Genomic DNA, 20,279 nt, shown 5'->3' with positions numbered 1-20,279 from the left:
ATAGGTTCCGAATGTGTCAGGGATGAAATTATTGATCGCCGCTGACTAAAATTAGGCGGCGAAGTTCGTCAAGATCGAGTAAAACAAGGGAAGGTACTAAAATGAAATTACGTAGTTTAATTACAGCTAGTGCGGTTGGCGCCCTCGCGTTTGCCGCAGCATTCACTTCAACTCCAGCAGCCGCTGAAGTTAGCTTCAAAGGTAAAACCGTCACAATTGTTGTTCCTTTTAAGGAAGGCGGCGGATCTGACGTTTTATCACGGTTGTTCCAGCCGTTTTTGGCTCGGCACCTGCCGGGAAGTCCGAAGGTCATTGTCTATAACCGTCCGGGCGGTGGTGCCACCAAGGGTAGCAACTATTTTGAACGCAAGGCAAAGCCTGATGGACTGACTGTTGTTGCTGTTTCCACATCGAGCATGACTTCGCAAGCCTTGGGTGGTGGAAAAGCAAAATATGACATTCGTAAATGGCGCCCGGTTTGGGTCGTAGCCCAGGATTCGGTTTTTTATGCGCGGCCAGAAACAGGGGTTAAAGGCAAGAACTTGCTCGACGACATCAAGGCCCTGAAAAAACACGGGATCGTCCTTGGTGCAAAGAATGCGACTTCGGCTGAGCTTCGTGCCCTGTTTACTTATGAGCTTTTGGGTTTCAAGAACGTTAAAACGGTCTTGGGCCTAAGTTCTGGCAAGCAACGCAAATCTTTGATGCGCGGCGAAATTAATACGAACTATGATTCCGCTGGTGCATTTACAAAGAAAGTCAAAAAGCACGCCAAGAAGGGGAAAGTTGTTCCGTTCATGACCCTCGGAATTCCACAACCAGATGGTTCTGTCATTAGAGGCAACGTGTTTCCAAATCTACCGATCGCTCTCGACGCTTACCGCGCCATGCACGGTGGTAAGAACCCGACCGGTGTTGTCTACGAAGCCTGGAAAAACATCGTAACCATGGGCGTTTCCGCCTCTAAAGGAATGGCTCTGCCAAAAGGAACTCCTGACGATATTCATGAAGCGTGGTCCGTCGCTATGGAGAAAGTTCTCAAGGATAAAGAGTTCATGTCCAAGGGTCGTAAGATCATGGGCGCTTACAAGGTTAACCTCAGGAAAGATGCTTCTGCGCTTTATAAGAATGCTTTGGATATCAGCCCTGAAGCAGAAAAATGGATGAAAGATTGGATCTTCAAAACATTTGGCGTGAAAGTCTAATACCTCACTAAAAGTGGCCGGTACCCGAAACGGTACCGGCCATTTCTTTATGCAAATTCCTTACGGCCAATTTTCTTAGATAATTTTTACGGATCCCCCCATGGAAGATGCGATGATTGAAGCTCTGGTGACGCTCCTTAGTTTGGAGCATGTCACCTATTTATGCTTTGGTGTTTTTTTGGGGCTGATCGTCGGCATTTTACCAGGACTTGGTGGAACAGCCGGACTTGCGCTGCTGCTGCCGTTTGTTTTCAACATGGACGCGACAAATGCATTGGCCATGATGATTGGCCTGCAATCGGTCACCGCGACGTCGGATACTTTTCCGTCTGTGCTTATGGGAATTCCAGGGACTGCCAGTTCGCAAGCAACCGTATGCGATGGCTTCCCGCTTTCAAAAAAAGGTGAGGCTGCCCGCGCTCTGGCAGCCGCTTTCTCAGCTTCCCTGTTCGGTGGGTTGTTCGGCGCGTTTGTGCTAACATTCGCCATCTTTTATGCCGAACCGATTATTAACGCCATGGGCTTTGGCGAACAGATGATGCTGATTGTCTTGGCCCTCACCATGGTTGGCATGTTGACCGGAAGCCATCCCCTCAAAGGTTTAGCAGCGTGTGCAATTGGCCTGATGATCGGCGCTTTTGGCTCGGCCCCTGTCAGCGGTGTTGAACGCCTTACCTTTGGCACCGAATACCTGATCGACCAAATCGCCCTGGTGATTGTTGGACTTGCCATGTTCGCCCTGCCTGAGATTATTGATCTCTTGCGCCGGCAACTAACCATCTCGAAAACCGGCGTCTTGGGTTCCGGCTGGATCAGAGGGCTGAAAGAAACCTGCATCCATTGGTGGATTGTCCTCCGGTGTGCCTGTATTGGCTGTGTTGTTGGTGCGCTTCCCGGTCTTGGTGGATCGGTCATTGATTGGATTGCCTACGGCCACGTTATCCAAACCAGTAAGAACCGAGAGACCTTTGGTACCGGCGACATTCGCGGCGTCATCGCGCCAGAGGCTGCAAACAACGCTAAAGAAGGCGGTGCCTTGATCCCGACGATCCTGTTCGGCATCCCTGGTTCCGGCAGCATGGCTTTACTTCTGGGCGGATTTATTCTCATCGGTATCGAGCCTGGCGTTGAGATGATCACGCACGAAGCCAATGTAGTTTATCTAATGATTTGGTCGGTTGCGTTGGCAAATATATTTGGCGCTGGAACATGCCTGCTAATGGCATCACAAATCGCCAAACTGACGACTATTCGTTACACCCTTATCGCACCCTTTATGTTCGGCCTGATCTTCTTTGCCGCCTTCCAGGCAACTCGGGAGTGGGGCGACCTGCTGATGCTGATGCTCCTGGGTACATTAGGCGTCTACATGAAACGATTTGGCTGGCCCCGGCCCGCGTTGTTGATTGGCTATGTTCTTTCCACCCGTGTGGAAACATCTATCTATCACACGATAACAACCTATGGGCTTTCGTTCCTGAGCCATCCAATTGTGATAATTTTGATTATCCTAACGCTGATCTCAATCGTCGCGGCGATTAGGTATAAACCGGCTCAATCTGAAATTACGGAAGACGGCATCCACACAGACCGTAATATATTACCGCAGTGTATCTTCTACGGATTCATATTTTTGCTGTCGCTGATCGTCATTTGGGACGGCTCGAGGTGGGATGTCCTAACCGGCGTGTATCCGCTGTTTGCAGGAGGTATTTCCCTTTTGTTCATCGTTCCGCTGGGCATAGAGATGTATCGAACCAAAGGCGCGTCTCTTGTATTTTACGATTCTGAAAGAGAAGAAATCGATCGGGCGATTGAGTACCGTTCCAACGAGTATTACCTGATGTGGCTGATGGGAATGCTAGGGGTTTCCGCCCTCTTCGGATTTGTCCTGGGCATTGGATCGTTCATTTACATCTTCATTCGACTCAAAGCGGGATTATCCCATCTTGGATGCGCGATATCTGCGGGAATTTTTATTATGTTGCTGGGCACGTTGTCGCACTTCATGACCCTGCAATACCCGGAAGGTATTTTACAGAGCTACGTCACATTGCCGTGGCCGCTGCAGTAGAAGCCTTCCTCGTCTGGAAAATAGAATAATTTCTGGCTCATAAATTTCTGGGCTGGATTGACTTCGATCAATGAACCTACTTCAAGACTGAGCCATATTAATTACCAATGGCAATCGATAGGGTGAGCGTTTGGGCTTGTGCCTGATACGCCCTTGGGAGTGGTCTTATGGCAGATTTAAGCGATTTAAAACACCGCCGTGAGTTAGAAAAAAAACGTCTTAAAGACCGGAATCTTTTGGATGAAGAAACCTCAAGCCGCGCCAAGAGGATAGAACGCCGCAAGCTACTAAGAGGCCGCCGTAAAACGACTGTAGAGGTTTTACTTAATGCGGGGCTATGGGGTGCGGTTATCCTGATTAGCTTTATCGCCGTTGCTTGGCACTCCTCAGAAATCGTTAATTGGGTCTCCAAGCTTTAACTGAAGAATGCATTGACTAAACGTAGAAGAAAGAATTTTCCATGTTTGAAAAATTTGATTGGGATGACCGCCTTCTGACCGGCATCAAAGATATCGACAATGACCACGTTAAATTATTTTCTTTCATAAATACCTTGCTGCGCGAAGCCGAAGGCAATCAATCCCATGCTGTAATTTCAGTTACAATTTCCGAACTAATTGACTATGCCTCAACCCATTTTGAACTTGAAGAAGGATATATGGAGCAATGGGGCTATCCAGATATAGAACAACACCGAGCCCAACATATTAGCCTAACCGAAGAGGTTATCAAAATTGCCGAGAACTTTGAAAAGGACCCGGAAAGTGTAGACGTTGAATGGTTCGCAGAATTTCTAATCGATTGGCTAATTCATCACATTAATGAACGCGATTTTGCCTATGTTGAGTATTTAAAATCACATCCACCTGAGGACTCGCCTGAGGAATAATTTTTCGGGACAGTTTAGTTAAATCAAAGACCGCCTGTTCGAACAACGAACTCGGCGACTTCGCGCACCCCATTGTTTTCTTTTAAATTCGTGAAAAGGAACGGCTTATCCCCACGCATTTTCTTGGAGTCACGATCCATGACATCCAAATCCGCACCGACCAAAGGGGCTAAGTCTGTCTTGTTAATAACTAACAAATCAGAGCGCGTAATGCCGGGGCCACCCTTGCGGGGAATTTTATCACCAGCCGAGACGTCGATAACGTAGATCGTAATATCCGCAAGTTCCGGCGAAAATGTCGCGGCTAGGTTATCGCCGCCAGACTCAATAAACACCACATCCAAATTAGGGAACTTAGCGGACATATCAGCAACCGCGGCTAAGTTCATGGACGCGTCTTCGCGAATTGCCGTGTGCGGACAACCGCCTGTTTCCACACCGACAATCCGGTCTGGTGTCAGGGCGCCAGAGCGCGTTAAAAATTCTGCGTCTTCGCGGGTGTAGATGTCGTTGGTGATGGCGGCGATATCAAATGTGTCGCGCAGAGTTTTGCATAATCGGTCGAGCAATGCAGTTTTGCCTGTTCCCACAGGCCCGCCAATTCCAACGCGTAGGGGAGAACTCATGATCTGAATAACCTCGTGTATTGTGTTTCATGTTGTGCCGACGTCCAGTCGACTAAGGGTGCGGCGACGCCGATATCATCTAGCGAGCGGGCAAGTCCTGCATCAGCTGCCGCAATAACAATTTCCTGTAAAGCGGCTTGAACTTTTTGGCCGGCTGTTTGCCCCAAGGGAACAAGTCGAACACCGGCGGATATCAGGTTCGCCGAAAAAGCCTGGAGATAGACAATAAGAGCGGAACGCAAAGGAACGCCCGCGCTCGCCGCTGCCACAGCGACCGCAATCGCGTAAGAGATTGGACGCTCGGTATTATTGAGAACAGCGACCCAACGATCAAACGCCGAGGACGTCCAACAGGCTTGGACCGTCTGGATAAATGCGGTTCCTTGCGCACTGCTTTCAAGCGCCATTTCTGAAGTGCCTCGGTGCGCATCAGCGAGAATGACAGCATTTTCCAACGCCGCCGCATCGTCGCCATCAACTGCGCGCCAAGCAGCACAAAATAGGATTGCATCACTACGTCCCGCACCGTAGCTGATAATGGCCTCAACCCATTGGCGGAGGGTAGTCTCATCGGTTACTCGCTCCTCCTCAACAGCGAATTCCAATCCATGGGAATAGGCATAGGCGCCAACAGGAAAGCCCGGCGAAAGCCAGGACACCAGTTGATATAGAGCTTGATCAGTGATCATGGCTGTGGCCATGGCCGCCTCCCGAATAGGCGCCGGCTTCAGGTTCAAATGGGGCTTGCTTGCGTTCAACACTTGCCCCCAAGCCTGTCGCCATTTCGGCAAGAACATGATCGTACCGAATGCGTAGAGCCCCCGTCGCGAGCACCTGAACCGGCGTATGGCGATTGCCGAGATGCCAGGCGATACGAGCTGTTTCGGTCAGGCCATCGCAGCCGATGTCGATGACGTCCTCATCCGCCGCACAAACCTTTAGAATGCCGCCCCCTTCAAGGGCCAAACCGTCGCCATCGGCAATGCGTGTCGCTTCGGCAAGGTCCAGCAGGAAGTCTTCACCGCCATCATCTTCTAATCGAATACGGCGGCGGTGGCGATCATCAAAGGCGAGTGTTACGCTGCCTTGCGCATCGCCCTCAGACCAGTCACCTGACAGTAAGATGTGGGTTGCCCGGCGCATGACTAAAACAAGAAATACCGTTGTGCCATGGCGAGTTCTTTTGCTGGCTCGCAGATCAGCAACTCACCATTGGCGCGGACCTCATAGGTCTCAGGATCGACGGACATTTCAGGTGTATAGTCGTTAAGCACCATACTTTTCTTGTTGACGGTCCGCGTGCCCGAAACGGCCAAGGTTTCCTTATTCAATCCAAGGCTATCGCCTAAACCTATATCAACAGCGGCTTTCGACACGAAGCTCACGGAACTTTCCTGCAGCGACTTCCCGAAGTTTCCGAACATCGGGCGGTAATGCACGGGTTGGGGCGTCGGAATAGACGCATTGGGATCGCCCATGGCAGCGCCTGAAATTGTGCCGCTCTTAATAATTACATCTGGTTTCACCCCGAAAAACATCGGTTTCCAAAGAACTAAATCTGCGAGCTTACCGACCTCGATCGATCCAACGTGATCGGCGATGCCGTGGGTCAGAGCGGGATTAATCGTGTACTTGGCGATATAGCGTTTCACCCGAAGATTATCGTTTTCACCTTTTTCTCCCGGCAGCGACCCCCGCTGCTTTTTCATTTTATCAGCAGTCTGCCAGGTGCGAATAATGACCTCACCAACCCGGCCCATGGCCTGACTGTCAGACGCGATCATGGAGAACGCGCCGAGATCATGAAGGATGTCTTCGGCGGCAATGGTTTCCCGCCGGATGCGGCTTTCCGCGAAAGCGACATCTTCTGGAATGCGGGCATCCAGATGATGACAAACCATCAGCATATCGAGATGTTCATCCACGGTGTTGACGGTAAACGGTCGGGTGGGATTGGTGGACGATGGTAACACATTGGTTTTGCCACAGACCCGAATGATGTCCGGCGCATGGCCGCCCCCTGCCCCTTCCGTATGGAAGGCGTGAATGGTGCGACCCTTGAACGCATCGACGGTGTTTTCGACGAAACCAGACTCGTTCAAGGTATCAGTGTGAATGGCAACTTGAACGTCCATGTCTTCCGCAACGGAAAGACAGGTGTCGATGGCTGATGGAGTCGTTCCCCAGTCTTCGTGCAGTTTTAGACCGCAAGCCCCTGCTACAACTTGTTCGATTAACGAATCAGGCTGAGACGCATTACCCTTGCCAAAAAAACCTAAGTTCATCGGCAAGCCATCCGCGGCTTGCAGCATCCGCCCGAGGTGCCAGGACCCCGGCGTACACGTTGTTGCATTGGTTCCTTCCGCTGGACCTGTGCCGCCCCCCAACATGGTGGTAATGCCTGAATACAGTGCATCGTCGATTTGTTGCGGGGCGATCCAATGGATGTGAGCATCGATGCCGCCCGCCGTTAAAATACGCCCTTCCCCGGCGATGGCTTCTGTGCCGGGGCCGATGATGATGTCGACGCCGGGTTGGATGTCGGGATTGCCAGCTTTACCAATCGCGACGATACGACCGTCTTTGATGCCAATGTCGGCTTTGATGACCCCCCAATGATCGACGATCAGCGCATTGGTAATGACGGTATCTACAGCCCCACCTTTGCGGGTGACTTGGGATTGCCCCATGCCGTCACGGATGACCTTGCCGCCACCAAATTTGACTTCTTCGCCATAGATCGTGCGGTCTTCTTCGACTTCGATGATCAGGTCCGTGTCGGCGAGCCTAACTTTATCGCCAGTTGTCGGGCCGAACATTGCGGCATAAGCGGAGCGTTCAATATTATATACCATAGATTAGCCCTCCAATTTCCCTTGAATTTTTGCATTAAAGCCATGCACTTCACGATCGCCGACATAGGCTATTAATGAGACCTCTCGCGTCTGGCCGGGCTCAAACCGAACCGCTGTTCCGGCCGGGATATCAAGTCGCTGGCCGCGTGCCGCTTCGCGGTCAAAGTCGAGGGCTTCGTTGGTTTCAAAGAAGTGATAGTGCGAACCCACTTGTATGGGCCGGTCGCCAGTGTTGACTATTTTCAACGTCGTCGTCTCGCGGCCTTCGTTGAGGGTTATCTCGCCACTTACTGTGATTATTTCACCTGGAATGATTTTGGGAATCATAATGCCCTCCCTCAGCGAATGGGTTCGTGAACGGTGACCAGCTTGGTTCCATCCGGGAACGTCGCTTCGACCTGAACGTCGTGGATCATTTCAGCAATACCGTCCATGACCTGATCGCGTCCCAAGACCGTCGCCCCGTCGCGCATCAAGTCAGCAACGCTGGTGCCGTCCCTCGCCCCCTCAACCACAAAGTCACTGATCAGCGCTATGGCTTCAGGGTAGTTGAGCTTTACGCCTCGGGTGAGTCTCTTGCGGGCAACTTCCGCCGCCATTGCGACGAGAAGTTTGTCTTTTTCTCTCGGCGTTAAATGCACGATGTCCTCCTGTTCTTAAACATACCAGAGCCGAGGGAGTTCGGCTGGGCGGTCGCCTGCATGATGGCGAAACGCCTTCCAAAATTCTGCAAATGATTGCCGAAGACTATACGCATCCTTCGCCAACCAACGTAAGACCAAAACTTCATTTACAACGGTGGCAGACGACAACACGTCTTTATCGTCTGCTGAACTCATTTCCCGGGCGGCCTCTAGGTGCGCCGCTGGGTCATCACACACATAGACCGCCGTGGCCAACGCCGTCGCGCCATCGAAACAGGCGGGATGGGAAAGGATGCCGGGAATATCGTCATCTAGGCAAAGCGCATCTGCCCAAACGAGTTTGTCTTTCCGATAGACCTCCCAGGCATCGCGAAGGAAACCTGACGAATATTGTTCGCCACTTCCAACCCGGCCTAGCACTAGAATTTCACCCGCAAGAACCCGTGCCCCTGGGACCGCATTAATTGATGTTCGACGGCGCAGCTTCGAGCCATCGAACAAAATCGTTTCCTGCGGCAGCCATTCGATCCAAGATTCTTTGTTGGCTGAAATGGTTACAGAGATCTCTGCCACTCCTCCTGCCGAGCGGTAAATTTTTTCGGCGGCCTGGGCTGACACGAGAGCTGTCGTGTTTGCATCCGCCGTAATTTCGAGGGAAATTTTGTCGCCGCCGACCAATCCGCCGGAGGTGGTGACGACGGTTGCCTCGACTGAGTCACCGGGTGCTGGGTTGGGAAAAAGAATGCGGACAGGATCGTGCTGATATAAGTGTGAGAGACGTGTTACGCCGTCGCGGTGGGCAAATCCGATTTCGGCGCGCCCCTTTACCTCTATGACTTGAGGAGTCTCAGACCGTGAGGTAGCGCCGGACATCTGCTTCCACCATATCTTTCACTGCACCGCTGAGCACGACTTCTCCCCGGTCCATAACGGCGTAGTCGTCGGCCAGGTCGCGGGCGAATTCGAAAAACTGTTCAACAAGCAGTATAGCCATATCGCCGCGTTCGGCGAGGACGCGTATCACCCGGCCGATATCTTTAATGATCGATGGCTGAATGCCTTCTGTTGGTTCGTCGAGAATTAACAAGGAAGGCCGCGTGACAAGCGCACGAGCAATCGCCAATTGTTGCTGCTGGCCCCCGGATAAATCCCCACCGCGCCGACCCAGCATATCCTTTAAGACGGGGAACAGGTCAAAGATTTCATCTTGAATATGACGTAGGGCGCGTGGGATGGGGGCGAACCCGGTTTCCAGATTTTCTTGCACTGTTAGCAGTGGAAAAATCTCACGGCCTTGCGGCACATAGGCAATACCCCGCTTTGCCCGATCATAGGGGGCGAGAGTAGAGATGTTTTGCTCATCCCAACGAATGGCACCTGACTTGATTGGTTGATGGCCTGCGATTGCCTTGAGAAGGCTGGTCTTGCCAACGCCGTTTCGGCCCAAGACACAGGAAACTTTGCCTTTCTCAGCGGCGAAGGACACCTGCTTTAAGGCTTGGCTTGCGCCGTAATAAAGATCGATCTCTTCGACATGCAGCATGATCAACGCCCCAAATAAACTTCAATGACTTCCGGGTCGGCCTGGACTCTTTCCAAGGACCCTTCGGCCAGAACAGACCCTTCGTGCAGGACTGTCACTCGACAATCCAAGGACCGCACAAAGTCCATATCATGTTCGACCACAACGACGGAATGTTTACCGGCGATGGTTTTTAACATTTCGGCCGTGTGAGCTGTTTCTGCATCGGTCATGCCCGCAGCAGGCTCGTCCACAAGCAACAGTTCCGGGTCTTGCATCAGCAGCATGCCAATTTCAAGCCACTGCTTTTGTCCATGAGAGAGAGCGCCAGCATCTTGATCCATCGCTTCGGTAAGGTTGATGATTCCTAAAACCTCAGCAATGCGGTCGCGCTGTTCACCATCTAGTTTGAAGAAGATGGATTCCAGGACTGACCGATCGCCTTTCAAGGCGAGTTCCAAATTATCGAATACAGTATGGTTTTCAAAGACGGTAGGCTTTTGAAATTTTCGACCAATGCCAAGGTTGGCAATGTGCGCTTCGTCCAATCTTGTAAGATCGATGCTTTCTCTGAATTTAACTTGGCCCTCATCAGGCCGCGTCTTGCCAGTGACGACATCCATCATCGTCGTCTTGCCGGCACCGTTGGGACCGATGATGGCACGGAGCTCGCCGGATTTGACATAGAAGCTCAGACTGTTCAGCGCCTTAAACCCATCAAAGCTAACCGACACACCATCCAGGTAAAGGATCGTGTCATCCAATCGGCGACCGGCTTCGATAATACTCATTTGACAGCTCCCACAAATTGCGGTTTGGGGTCAGGGTCCGATTCGATGTCTTTCGATTTCCATGCTGAAAGGACGCCGACAATTCCCTTTGGCAAAAAGATGGTGACGAGAATAAACATGGCACCCAGTGCATAAAGCCAAGCCTCCGGGAAGGCACTGGTGAAATAGGTCTTGGCGTAATTGACCAAAATTGCGCCTAGGACCGCGCCGTACAACGTTCCGCGCCCACCAATGGCGACCCAAATAACCAGCTCAATTGAATTGGCCGGGGTGAATTCGCTGGGGTTAATGATGCCGACTTGTGGCACATACAAAGCCCCGGCGACGCCCGCCAACATCGCCGATAAGGTGAACACGAAGAGCTGATAATATTCGACCCGGTAGCCCAAAAACCGGGTGCGGCTTTCTGCGTCTCGGATGGCAACCAACACTCGGCCCAGTCTTGATGAAACAATATAACGGCAAATCACATAGCCACCCGCGACTGCCAGCGCGCTTAAGACAAACAAGCTCACTCGCATGCCTTGGGATTGTAGGCTAAAGCCCAGCAGGTCCTTAAAGTCTGTCAGGCCATTGTTACCGCCGAAGCCCATGTCGTTACGGAAGAAGGCGAGCATCAAGGCATAGGTCATGGCTTGGGTGATGATTGATAGGTACACCCCTGTCACCCGAGACCGGAATGCCAGCCAACCAAACAGGAAGGCTAAGAGCCCCGGCACAAGTACAACCATCAGCATGGCAAAACTGAAATTAGAAAATCCGAACCAGTACCACGGCAGTTCTGTCCAGTTCAGAAACACCATGAAGTCGGGCAATTCAGCGTTACCATAGACTCCGCGGTCGCCAACCTGACGCATCATATACATCCCCATGCCATAGCCCCCCAGCGCAAAGAACGCGCCGTGGCCGAGGCTGAGAATGCCGCAGTAGCCCCAGATCAAATCCACACTGAGGGCGAGCAATGCATAGGTTAGATATTTACCAAACAAGCTGACAAGATACGTCGGCAGATGAAAGGCTGAGTCGATGGGAACCATGAGGTTCAGGATTGGCACCAAGAAGATGCCTGCTGCAACGAGGCCCAACAGGATTTTCCCGCCAGTGTCGGTGAGAAGAAAGGCGAAGCCTGATTGGTTACTATTCATATCAGTTCTCCACCGCGCGACCCTTGAGGGCAAATAATCCTCGGGGACGTTTTTGAATAAACAGAATGATCGCAATGAGGACGAAAATTTTCGCCAGCACGGCACCAGTGAACGGCTCCATAAATTTATTCGCGATACCGAGACTGAAGGCGCCGACCAAGGTCCCCCAAAGATTTCCGACGCCGCCAAAGACGACGACCATGAAGCTATCAATGATATAGTTTTGTCCGAGATTGGGGCTGACATTATCAATTTGGCTCAACGCCACACCGGCGATACCCGCGATCCCAGACCCCAGACCAAACGTCAGTGCGTCCACATAACCCGTGCGAATTCCCATGGAACTTGCCATGTGGCGGTTTTGTGTGACCGCGCGCATCTGCAATCCAAACGCGGTCTTCTTAAGGAGTAATACGAGAAGACCCAGAACAAGCAGACTGAAAACAATGATCCAAATTCGGTTGTTCGTAAGGACCAAGCCGCCCGTGACCTCGATCGACCCACTCATCCACGCCGGGTTGCTGACGTCCCGGTTGGTGGGACCAAAGATTGACCGAACAAACTGCTGCAAGATTAGGCTTAACCCCCAGGTCGCCAGAAGGGTCTCCAGCGGGCGGCCATACAAAAACCGAATGATGCCGCGCTCAATCGCGATGCCAAATGAACCCGCGACAAGAAACGCCGCCGGGATTGCAACCGCTAACGAATAATCGAGCGCACCCGGAAAATAGGCACGAAAGAATTCTTGAACCACAAAGGTTGTATAGGCCCCGATCATGACCAATTCGCCATGGGCCATGTTGATGACCCCCATGACGCCAAAGGTAATGGCGAGACCGACAGCAGCAAGCAACAAGACAGAGCCCAGGCTTACACCTTGAAATATATTCTGGATGCCGTTCCAAAACGCGAGGCTCTTTTCGATTTTTATGAGCGCGTCAGCAGCCGCTTTTTTGACAGCCTCGTCCTTCGCCGTGTTGGCGGTGTTGGCGAGAAGTGAGCGAACTTGCGGTACAGCCTGGGCCGATAAAAATTCGATAGCTGCCAAGCGTACTTTAGAGTCTTTTGCGGCGGTTAATTGAGTTGCCGCCCGTGCCAATTCCATCTTCGATTTGACCGCTGCATCGGTTTCGCGCGCAATGGCTTTTTCCAGCAGGGGCAAAGATGCAGGTGTGCGGGATTTGAATACGGCGTCGGCAGCTTTGGATCGAACTTCTGGATTTTTACTGAGCAGGGTCAATCCACCCAAAGCGCCGCGAAGTTTTTTTCTGAGCCGATTGTTGACGCGAATTTTTTTGATATTACGCTTTTTGACCTGCCCTATTTCCTTGAACGTATGCGGGTCGGTGAGCACATAGACAGCACCGCTTTTTTTGACCAAGACAACTTTCTTGTCCTTCTTCCGCCAATAAAGTCTGCCTTTGAGAAAAGCCTCAAGGACGGTCGCCGTCCGATCATCGCCGGTGGCGACGAGTGCATCAATTGCCTTGGCTTTTGCTTTTGAGTTGTTGGTTGCAAATTTGGGGAGTGTTTCTTCGAAGGTCGCAGCGAACGATGTCGCCGACCATGTCATGCTGAGCAGGAGTAAAATAGCAAAGCAGATAATTTTTTTTCGAGCCGCCATTGGCTTGCATTTCTCAGTCTAGCCGCCGCCACAGAATAAAGCCGACGTGAAAATAAAAGAGAGTTTAAAGGTCAGAAAGTCGCCGGGGTACCACCTTTGGCACCCCGGCTCCTCACTTCAAACTAGTTCAGGTATAGAGGCTTCTTGCAGTTGCCACATACCCAAGGGTAGGTCCAATCTGCGGTTAGCTTTGCGCTTTCAGGAATAAAATCACTCCAGGCATCGCCGACGACTACACCTTTGGTTTTCCAGACGGTTTCGAATTGACCGTCTTCTTGGATTTCACCGATCAGCACAGGCTTAGACAAGTGATGGTTAGTGTTCATTACCGCAACGCCACCGGTCAAGTTCTTCACCTTCTGGCCATACATGGCTTGGCGGATCGCATCAACACTGACGGAGCGAGCTTGCTTGGCAGCCTGAACCCACATGTTGAAACCAATGTAGTGCGCTTCCATGGGATCGTTGGTGACCCGCTTGTCGTCCTTGATGAAGGACTTCCAGGTCTTGATGAACTTCGTGTTCTCAGCTGATTCAACGCTCATGAAGTAGTTCCATGCAGCCAGATGTCCAACAAGCGGCTTGGTGTCGAGACCAGCCAGTTCTTCTTCACCGACGGAGAAAGCAACTACAGGAATGTCTTCTGCTTTGATGCCTTGGTTGCCGAGTTCTTTGTAGAAAGGAACGTTGGCGTCACCGTTGATGGTTGAAACCACGGCAGTCTTTTTACCAGCGGATGCGAATTTCTTCACGTTGGCAACAATCGTTTGCCAGTCAGAATGACCGAACGGGGTGTAGTTCTCCATAATGTCGGAGTCTTTCACGCCCTTGGCATTCAAGAACGCCCGCAAGATTTTGTTGGTCGTCCGGGGATAGACATAGTCCGTGCCCAACAGAACCCAACGCTTGGCTTCGCCGCCGTCTTCACCCATCAGGTATTCAACAGCAGGGATCGCTTGTTGGTTCGGTGCCGCACCGGTGTAGAACACGTTGCGGGAGCTTTCTTCGCCCTCGTATTGAACAGGGTAGAAAAGAAGGCCATTCAGTTCTTCAAAAACCGGCAGGACCGATTTACGAGAAACAGATGTCCAGTTGCCAAAGACAACGTCGACTTTATGTTTTACGAGAAGCTCGCGGGCTTTCTCAGCGAACAGCGGCCAGTTGGACGCGGGGTCAACAACGACCGGCTCCAATTTTTTACCAAGCAATCCACCTTTCTTGTTCTGCTCAGCGATGAGCATCAGCATGGTGTCCTTCAGTGTGGTTTCACTGATGGCCATGGTTCCAGAAAGAGAATGCAAAATTCCAACCTTAATAGTATCAGCGGCCTGGGCAGACACCCCAACCAAAGCAGAGGCGGCAATGACGCTGGCCCCTACGAGTGCACGAAACTTAGTAAACATGATGTCCTCCAAGACATTTAAGAAAATTGAGTCGGAGGCTATAAACGCAAGGGCCGTGCCAAACTGTTCAAATCCGGGTCAAAATTAGTATTTTTTGTTAGTTAACAATGGGTTGTTGGATATTTTAAGGATGAATATTCTTGGTTATTTCTCCAGAAAATAAAATTAAATGATTAAAATTTAATCGTTTAATTTTATATGCCTATTTTTTAGCCATATCTTGCCTTGATTCTGAATAACGCATTATTTTGTTTCGTAGGACTGCTTCTTCCAGGAGTCGGTCGAGGCCTTTCCCGTCATCAACATCTCCGTTTCGGCGGGTGTCCGATAACCCTCAAATTCAAATGGGACCTCAATAATCCAGGTTGTATTATCATCAAGCGCTTTACGAATGGCCGGAACAAGTTCGTCTGGAGTATTAATCTTAATACCCTTGAAACCATAGGCTTCCGCGAGTTTGACGTAGTCAGGGCTGGTCAAGACTGTGCCGATGTTGCGGCCATATTTTGCATCCTGACGCTGGCGGATAATAGAATATCCGCCATTGTTGAAGACGATAACCGGCATCGCGAGATTATATTGCTGCAAGGTTGCGAGTTCGCCACTGCCATATGTAAAACCGCCATCCCCACAAAATGCGATAATCTTACGGTCCGGAAAGGCCGCTTTTGCGCCGACTGCGGCATGGAAGGAAAATCCCATACAGCCGAAGGTATTGGCAAAAAGAAAACTGCCCGGCTGGTAGCATTCAAAGCCAAACCGGGTCCAATGACCCATAATAGATTGGGAAGCCACAATCGCATCGCGGGGTAGCATGTCACGAATTTCAAGCAGGATATCAAATACGGCAGGTTGCTTTTTCTTAAGCTCGTCGATTGCTTTCTTTTTAAGTGCAGCGACTTCATCGCACCTGTTTCTTTCTGCCTTAAAACCTTCCTTCTCTAGGGCCGTCATCAAAGATTGTAAGAACACCTTTGCATCACCCTCTACAGTTACTTTTGCCTTATAGTTTTTGCCAAATTCAGCTTTGTCTATATCTGCGTGAATGATTGTTTCGGGCATGGGCACGGTCCACTGCTTCGTCGCCCGTTGGGAAAAGCGAATGCCAACACCCAATACAACATCAGCTTTTGCCAACAACTCGTTTTGCAAGGTATCGCTGATCGTCAAAAGATTCCCAAGCGCTAACGGATGATCTTCCGAGAGCACACCCTTGGAGCCATTGGTACATAGAACAGGTGCTTGTAACATTTCTGCCAGCTGTTTGACCTCAGCCATCGCATTCGCCTTAACGGTCCCGCCTCCAAACCATAACAAAGGCCGTTTGGATTTCTTTATAAGATTGAGAGCATCTTTAAGTTCACTCTCTTTGATCGGCGGTGGCGTCACATTTGCCCGAGGTAAAATTTTTATATCGTCTTCATTGATGAGAACATCTGATGGAATTTCTATGAACACCGGACGGGGCCGCCCGGTCCGCATGCGCCGATACCCTTCGTTAATGGCTTCCGGAATTTCGCCGGCACTGGTGACTGTGTGTTGCCAACTTGAAACGGGTTTAAACATGTCCTTTTGATTGGGTCCGTCATGGTACATACCTTTCTCTTTACCCATATACTGCGTCATAATTTGGGTTGAGATATGCATCATGGGCCAGGACTCATTGTAAGCTTCCCCCATGGCATTTGAGACGCCACAAGCACCTGGCCCGACGGTTGTTAAGACGACGCCTGGGTTATTTGAAACCCGTGTATAAGCGTCTGCCATATGCCCGGCGGCATCCTCACAACGCGGCACAATCAGGCGAATGCTACTATCCGCCAAGGCATCAAATGTTGGCATACAGTGACTACCTAGAATCCCGTATGCTACTTCTGCCCCTTCGACTTCCAATGTCTTAACAACTGCTTGGCCGCCGCTTAACTTTGTCATCGTTGGATCCTTTGCACAGCTGACATCTGGTGGCTTTGTCTGTATTTAAGTATGCGATTCCAGTATTTATTGTCTAGTCTAGACGTTCGATTTAACAACCCCTCAAATTAATTCATGGGAAACTGTAGTAAAATTCATGGACAGCCGAGTTGAAATAATATCCGAAGATTTCTTTTTACAATGCGCATCTTCCATATACTATAAAACCATAATATAGAGTTCAAGCAGCGTATAGTAATATCTTGGGGGAAGTAAGCATATGATGAGGGCCGACCGTTTGTTGGCGTTTGCGATGTTCTTGCTGTGTGGCGCATTGCTGTATGCAACACCGCGGCTCGAAGACCTTGAACTTGTCGATCCCCTTGGCCATCGGGCTTTTCCATACATAGTTGCTGTCGGCGCCTTTCTTTCGGGCGCCCTTCTTTTATTGGAAAATTATTTTACACGTCGAAATGCGTCGGCAGTTGAGGTGCCTTCGAATGAAACGGAAAGCCATCCTGTCGCTGCCTTAGGTGTTCTGGGGTGGATGCTTCTTTGGTACCTGCTGCTCGATCACGTCGGGTTCGTTATTAGCATCGCAGCGTTTCTGTTCGGCCTGACGTCGTTTTTTAATCGCGGAAAGGTCGCTGTAAACGCGATTGTCTCCGTTTGTTTTTCGGTCTCCTTCTACTTCCTTTTTACCGAACTAATCGGCGCGCCTTTGGCTCGCGGATTTTTAGGCTTTTAGGAAAACCAGATGGAATCATTCGATCTGGTTTTGGAAGGATTTGCAGTTGCGGCGCAACCCCTGAATGTCATGTTCCTGTTTATCGGTGCGGTTTTAGGCACGGTGATTGGAATGCTGCCGGGCATCGGGGCTGCGGCGGGAATTGGATTGCTGTTACCTGTCACCTATGGCCTTGATCCCATCCCCGCGTTGATCATGCTCGCTGGAATTTATTACGGTGCCATGTACGGCAACACGGCGTCGGCGGTCTTGATTAATACGCCGGGTACGGCGTCTGCCGTCATGACGACTGTTGATGGCTACCCGATGGCCAAGAACGGACGGGGCGGGGCAGCCCTGGCCATCGCTGCGATTGCATCGTTTTGCGCCGGTACAACTTCGATCATTCTGTTGACGTTGCTGGCAGTTCCATTGGCGGAATTCGCGCTTCAGTTCGGGCCTGCGGAATATTTCGCCCTGATGGTGTTTTCATTGTCCGCCGTTAGTTCGCTAACCGGAAAGTCTGTTTCTAAAGGACTGATCGCGGCAGTCATAGGCTTGATGATTGGAATGATCGGCAAGGACCTGCACACTGGCATGACCCGATTTACGTTTGGCATTTCCATCTTCGAAGACGGCATACCGTTCATTGTTGTTATCGTCGGATTGTTCGCCGTAAGTGAGGTTCTGCTGAAAGTCGAAAAATGGTTCGCAGGTGAATTACAGCCAATTCCCATTCGCGGAAGACTCTGGCTCACCATGGACGAATGGCGGCATTCCTATAAGGCAATTTTTCGCGGCGGTCTGATCGGATTCTTTGTCGGGGTCCTACCGGGAGCAGGCGGTACCATCGCGACAATTCTTGCCTATACCACAGAGCAGAAATTTTCGTCCCGACCGGAAAAATTCGGTACCGGAATTCCCGAAGGGGTCGCAGCACCCGAAGCTGCCAACAATGCCTCGACCAGCGGGGCATTCGTGCCCCTGCTGACACTCGGCATTCCGGGTTCGGGATCGACGGCGGTGTTGCTTGGCGCGTTTATTCTATTTGGCCTGCAGCCCGGCCCGGAAATGTTTGCAGAACGCCCGGATCTCGTTTGGGGGCTGGTCGACAGCATGTATTTAGGCAATGTGTTTTTGTTGATCTTAAACTTGCCTTTGATTGGTATCTTCGTCCGGTTGCTGTACGCACCGCCGGGAATTTTGATGTCGATCATTCTGGGGGTTGCAACCATTGGCGTGTATTCGATTAAGACCAACGCGATTGATCTCTACACGCTCGTTTTCTTCGGTGGCCTTGGCTATTTGTTCCGGAAGCTTCAAATCCCCTTGGCACCTTTGATATTGGCGTTGGTCTTGGGCGATATGATTGAGCAGTCACTGCGCCAAGCGATGACGCTGTCGATGGGTAAAATGGGGATTTTAGTTGGCAGCCCGATTTGTGTGGTGCTGTTGATTATGACCGTCGCCTCATTGTTGTTCCCCATGCTGTTTCCCATGTTCAAACGAAAGTTCGCCGGTGAGGGCGATGATGAATAGAAATCTAAGTAATGAAAGGAGAAAGTCATGTTAACAAAATCTCATATGGAATTAGCCGATCAGTGGGACCGGGCGATGGGCAAGCTTGATCTTCAAGAAGACCACATTGTGGTGATTGAAATCTGCATGATGATGGGGACGACGCTGTTGAACGCAATTTTTCATGCGCGCGGCATCAGAGAAGAAGCCATTGATCAAAACCACACAGTTCGACCAGACATCCCGCCCGAGGTCGTTGCAAAGATCACCCCCGACGTTCGCGAAATCATGGACGATCTTTTTTACATTGAGGAAAATCGCAAGCTTCATTGCCGTGGCATGTACCCGGATGTATTGGAACGCGATCTGCCTGAATGGGATCCGCCGGTGGTTGATAAGTGCGTTGCCAAAATTCGGAAGATGCAGGCCTTCACGAAGGCCGTGTTGGCTGAGTAGAACCGTATCATGCGCTGGGCTCGGTTTGATCATAAGGGTTCTGTCTCCTTCGGTATCGTCGAGGGAGATCAGATCGTTCCCGTTGATGGCAGTCCGTTCGCCGAGCATGTAAAATCTAGCGAAAGTTATTCCTTCGCTGAAGTGACTTTCCTGCCGCCTGTGATCCCGCCAACGATTTATTGTGCCGGACACAATTACCGAGATCACATTATCAAGTCGGCCAAGCGAAAGGGGATTGAACCGGTTGTTCCCGAAAGTCCGGAATTTAATTACCGCGCCATCAACGCCTTGGTCGGCCATGAAGGTGACGTCGTTGTTCCTGCGGATTGCCGATCCCACAGCATTCACTACGAGCCCGAACTGGTCATCGTCATTGGCAAACAAACGAAAAACGTTTCCAAGGAGGAAGCGACTGATTGTATCTTCGGCTACACAATTGGTAACGACATCAGCGACCGCCATTGGCAGAAAGAAGATCGAACCAATTGGCGGGCTAAGAACATGGATACCTTCAAACCCATGGGGCCGTGGATTGAAACCGACGTTGATCCCGCGGACATGCAAACCATCGTGCGCTTGAACGGTCAGGTTATGAATGAGTTCAGAACCTATAACGTGCTGTTCGACGCGCCGACCTGTGTCAGCGCATTGTCTCAATATATGACCCTAGTTCCAGGCGACGTGATTTGGATGGGGTCTGAAGGAGACTCGCCAGATATGCAACACGGCGACATTAACGAAATAGAAGTTACAGGTATTGGTGTGTTACGGAACACATTCATATTCAAGCATGAGTCATGAATTAAAGTATTCGAAGTCATTCCTTTTAATAAAACGATGATTTTATTTATCACAACGGAAGACTCTGGATAATATTTCCAGTAACATA

At 50.8% G+C, this 20,279-nt stretch carries 21 protein-coding genes; 8 read left to right on the top strand and 13 right to left on the bottom strand.

What is annotated here, in order from left to right:
• Positions 1–101: 101 nt before the first annotated feature.
• From HOM51_04125 to HOM51_04110, 4 genes are all read left to right on the top strand, one after another.
• A complete protein-coding gene (locus tag HOM51_04125; protein MBT5033685.1) occupies positions 102–1,205 on the top strand; it encodes a hypothetical protein in 1,104 nt (367 codons plus the stop codon).
• 100 nt (positions 1,206–1,305) lie between these two features.
• Positions 1,306–3,279 carry a tripartite tricarboxylate transporter permease gene (locus HOM51_04120; GenBank protein MBT5033684.1) on the top strand — a complete coding sequence of 658 codons (1,974 nt, stop codon included), beginning with the start codon at positions 1,306–1,308 and terminating at the stop codon, positions 3,277–3,279.
• A 167-nt stretch (positions 3,280–3,446) separates the two neighbouring features.
• Positions 3,447–3,698, top strand: a complete 252-nt coding sequence (locus tag HOM51_04115; protein ID MBT5033683.1) for a hypothetical protein — start codon at positions 3,447–3,449, stop codon at positions 3,696–3,698.
• A gap of 41 nt (positions 3,699–3,739) precedes the next feature.
• Positions 3,740–4,168, top strand: a complete 429-nt coding sequence (locus HOM51_04110) for a hemerythrin family protein (GenBank protein MBT5033682.1) — start codon at positions 3,740–3,742, stop codon at positions 4,166–4,168.
• A gap of 23 nt (positions 4,169–4,191) precedes the next feature.
• Here HOM51_04110 and ureG read toward each other — a convergent pair whose 3' ends face one another.
• The 13 genes from ureG to HOM51_04045 all read right to left on the bottom strand — a co-directional run bounded on the left by ureG (position 4,192) and on the right by HOM51_04045 (position 16,710).
• On the bottom strand, positions 4,192–4,794 hold the full coding sequence (gene ureG, locus HOM51_04105; GenBank protein MBT5033681.1) for an urease accessory protein UreG: 603 nt from the start codon (positions 4,792–4,794) through the stop codon (positions 4,192–4,194).
• The gene (locus tag HOM51_04100) at positions 4,791–5,483 is read right to left on the bottom strand and encodes an urease accessory protein UreF (protein ID MBT5033680.1); all 693 of its coding nucleotides are present in this window, start codon (positions 5,481–5,483) and stop codon (positions 4,791–4,793) included. Before HOM51_04100 ends, ureG begins: the two co-directional genes overlap by 4 nt.
• Positions 5,473–5,937: an urease accessory protein UreE gene (locus HOM51_04095; protein MBT5033679.1), complete on the bottom strand. Its 465-nt coding sequence runs from the start codon at positions 5,935–5,937 to the stop codon at positions 5,473–5,475. Before HOM51_04095 ends, HOM51_04100 begins: the two co-directional genes overlap by 11 nt.
• A gap of 2 nt (positions 5,938–5,939) precedes the next feature.
• Positions 5,940–7,649 carry an urease subunit alpha gene (gene ureC, locus HOM51_04090; protein MBT5033678.1) on the bottom strand — a complete coding sequence of 570 codons (1,710 nt, stop codon included), beginning with the start codon at positions 7,647–7,649 and terminating at the stop codon, positions 5,940–5,942.
• Between the two features lie 3 nt (positions 7,650–7,652).
• On the bottom strand, positions 7,653–7,964 hold the full coding sequence (locus tag HOM51_04085) for an urease subunit beta (protein ID MBT5033677.1): 312 nt from the start codon (positions 7,962–7,964) through the stop codon (positions 7,653–7,655).
• A gap of 23 nt (positions 7,965–7,987) precedes the next feature.
• A complete protein-coding gene (locus tag HOM51_04080) occupies positions 7,988–8,290 on the bottom strand; it encodes an urease subunit gamma (GenBank protein MBT5033676.1) in 303 nt (100 codons plus the stop codon).
• Between the two features lie 15 nt (positions 8,291–8,305).
• On the bottom strand, positions 8,306–9,166 hold the full coding sequence (locus HOM51_04075; GenBank protein MBT5033675.1) for an urease accessory protein UreD: 861 nt from the start codon (positions 9,164–9,166) through the stop codon (positions 8,306–8,308).
• Complete coding sequence (urtE, locus tag HOM51_04070; protein MBT5033674.1) at positions 9,141–9,836, bottom strand: urea ABC transporter ATP-binding subunit UrtE; 696 nt, start codon at positions 9,834–9,836, stop codon at positions 9,141–9,143. Before urtE ends, HOM51_04075 begins: the two co-directional genes overlap by 26 nt.
• 2 nt (positions 9,837–9,838) lie before the next feature.
• Positions 9,839–10,606: an urea ABC transporter ATP-binding protein UrtD gene (gene urtD / locus HOM51_04065; protein ID MBT5033673.1), complete on the bottom strand. Its 768-nt coding sequence runs from the start codon at positions 10,604–10,606 to the stop codon at positions 9,839–9,841.
• Entirely contained in the window at positions 10,603–11,751 is a 1,149-nt protein-coding gene (gene urtC / locus HOM51_04060) for an urea ABC transporter permease subunit UrtC (GenBank protein ID MBT5033672.1), read from the bottom strand. The genes urtD and urtC overlap by 4 nt, the downstream gene beginning before the upstream one ends.
• A gap of 1 nt (position 11,752) precedes the next feature.
• Positions 11,753–13,375 carry an urea ABC transporter permease subunit UrtB gene (gene urtB, locus HOM51_04055; protein ID MBT5033671.1) on the bottom strand — a complete coding sequence of 541 codons (1,623 nt, stop codon included), beginning with the start codon at positions 13,373–13,375 and terminating at the stop codon, positions 11,753–11,755.
• A 122-nt stretch (positions 13,376–13,497) separates the two neighbouring features.
• Complete coding sequence (gene urtA / locus HOM51_04050) at positions 13,498–14,778, bottom strand: urea ABC transporter substrate-binding protein (protein MBT5033670.1); 1,281 nt, start codon at positions 14,776–14,778, stop codon at positions 13,498–13,500.
• Positions 14,779–15,021: 243 nt separating this feature from the next.
• Positions 15,022–16,710 carry a thiamine pyrophosphate-binding protein gene (locus HOM51_04045; protein MBT5033669.1) on the bottom strand — a complete coding sequence of 563 codons (1,689 nt, stop codon included), beginning with the start codon at positions 16,708–16,710 and terminating at the stop codon, positions 15,022–15,024.
• A gap of 259 nt (positions 16,711–16,969) precedes the next feature.
• Between HOM51_04045 and HOM51_04040 the strand changes: the two genes are divergently transcribed.
• Genes HOM51_04040 through HOM51_04025 form a run of 4 tightly spaced genes read left to right on the top strand, consistent with a single transcriptional unit; the run spans position 16,970 to position 20,191 of the window.
• Positions 16,970–17,437 carry a tripartite tricarboxylate transporter TctB family protein gene (locus HOM51_04040; GenBank protein ID MBT5033668.1) on the top strand — a complete coding sequence of 156 codons (468 nt, stop codon included), beginning with the start codon at positions 16,970–16,972 and terminating at the stop codon, positions 17,435–17,437.
• Between the two features lie 9 nt (positions 17,438–17,446).
• Positions 17,447–18,955 (top strand): tripartite tricarboxylate transporter permease, encoded by a 1,509-nt coding sequence (locus tag HOM51_04035; GenBank protein ID MBT5033667.1) that lies wholly within the window; start codon positions 17,447–17,449, stop codon positions 18,953–18,955.
• 27 nt (positions 18,956–18,982) lie between these two features.
• Complete coding sequence (locus tag HOM51_04030; protein MBT5033666.1) at positions 18,983–19,390, top strand: hypothetical protein; 408 nt, start codon at positions 18,983–18,985, stop codon at positions 19,388–19,390.
• Positions 19,391–19,399: 9 nt separating this feature from the next.
• On the top strand, positions 19,400–20,191 hold the full coding sequence (locus HOM51_04025; GenBank protein MBT5033665.1) for a fumarylacetoacetate hydrolase family protein: 792 nt from the start codon (positions 19,400–19,402) through the stop codon (positions 20,189–20,191).
• Positions 20,192–20,279 lie beyond the last annotated feature (88 nt).

This window comes from Rhodospirillaceae bacterium (genome assembly GCA_018660465.1).
Taxonomy (GTDB): Bacteria; Pseudomonadota; Alphaproteobacteria; order Rhodospirillales; family JABJKH01; genus JABJKH01.
Note: the sequence above shows the minus strand (reverse complement) of the source record. Positions and strands in the feature narration are given on the sequence as shown.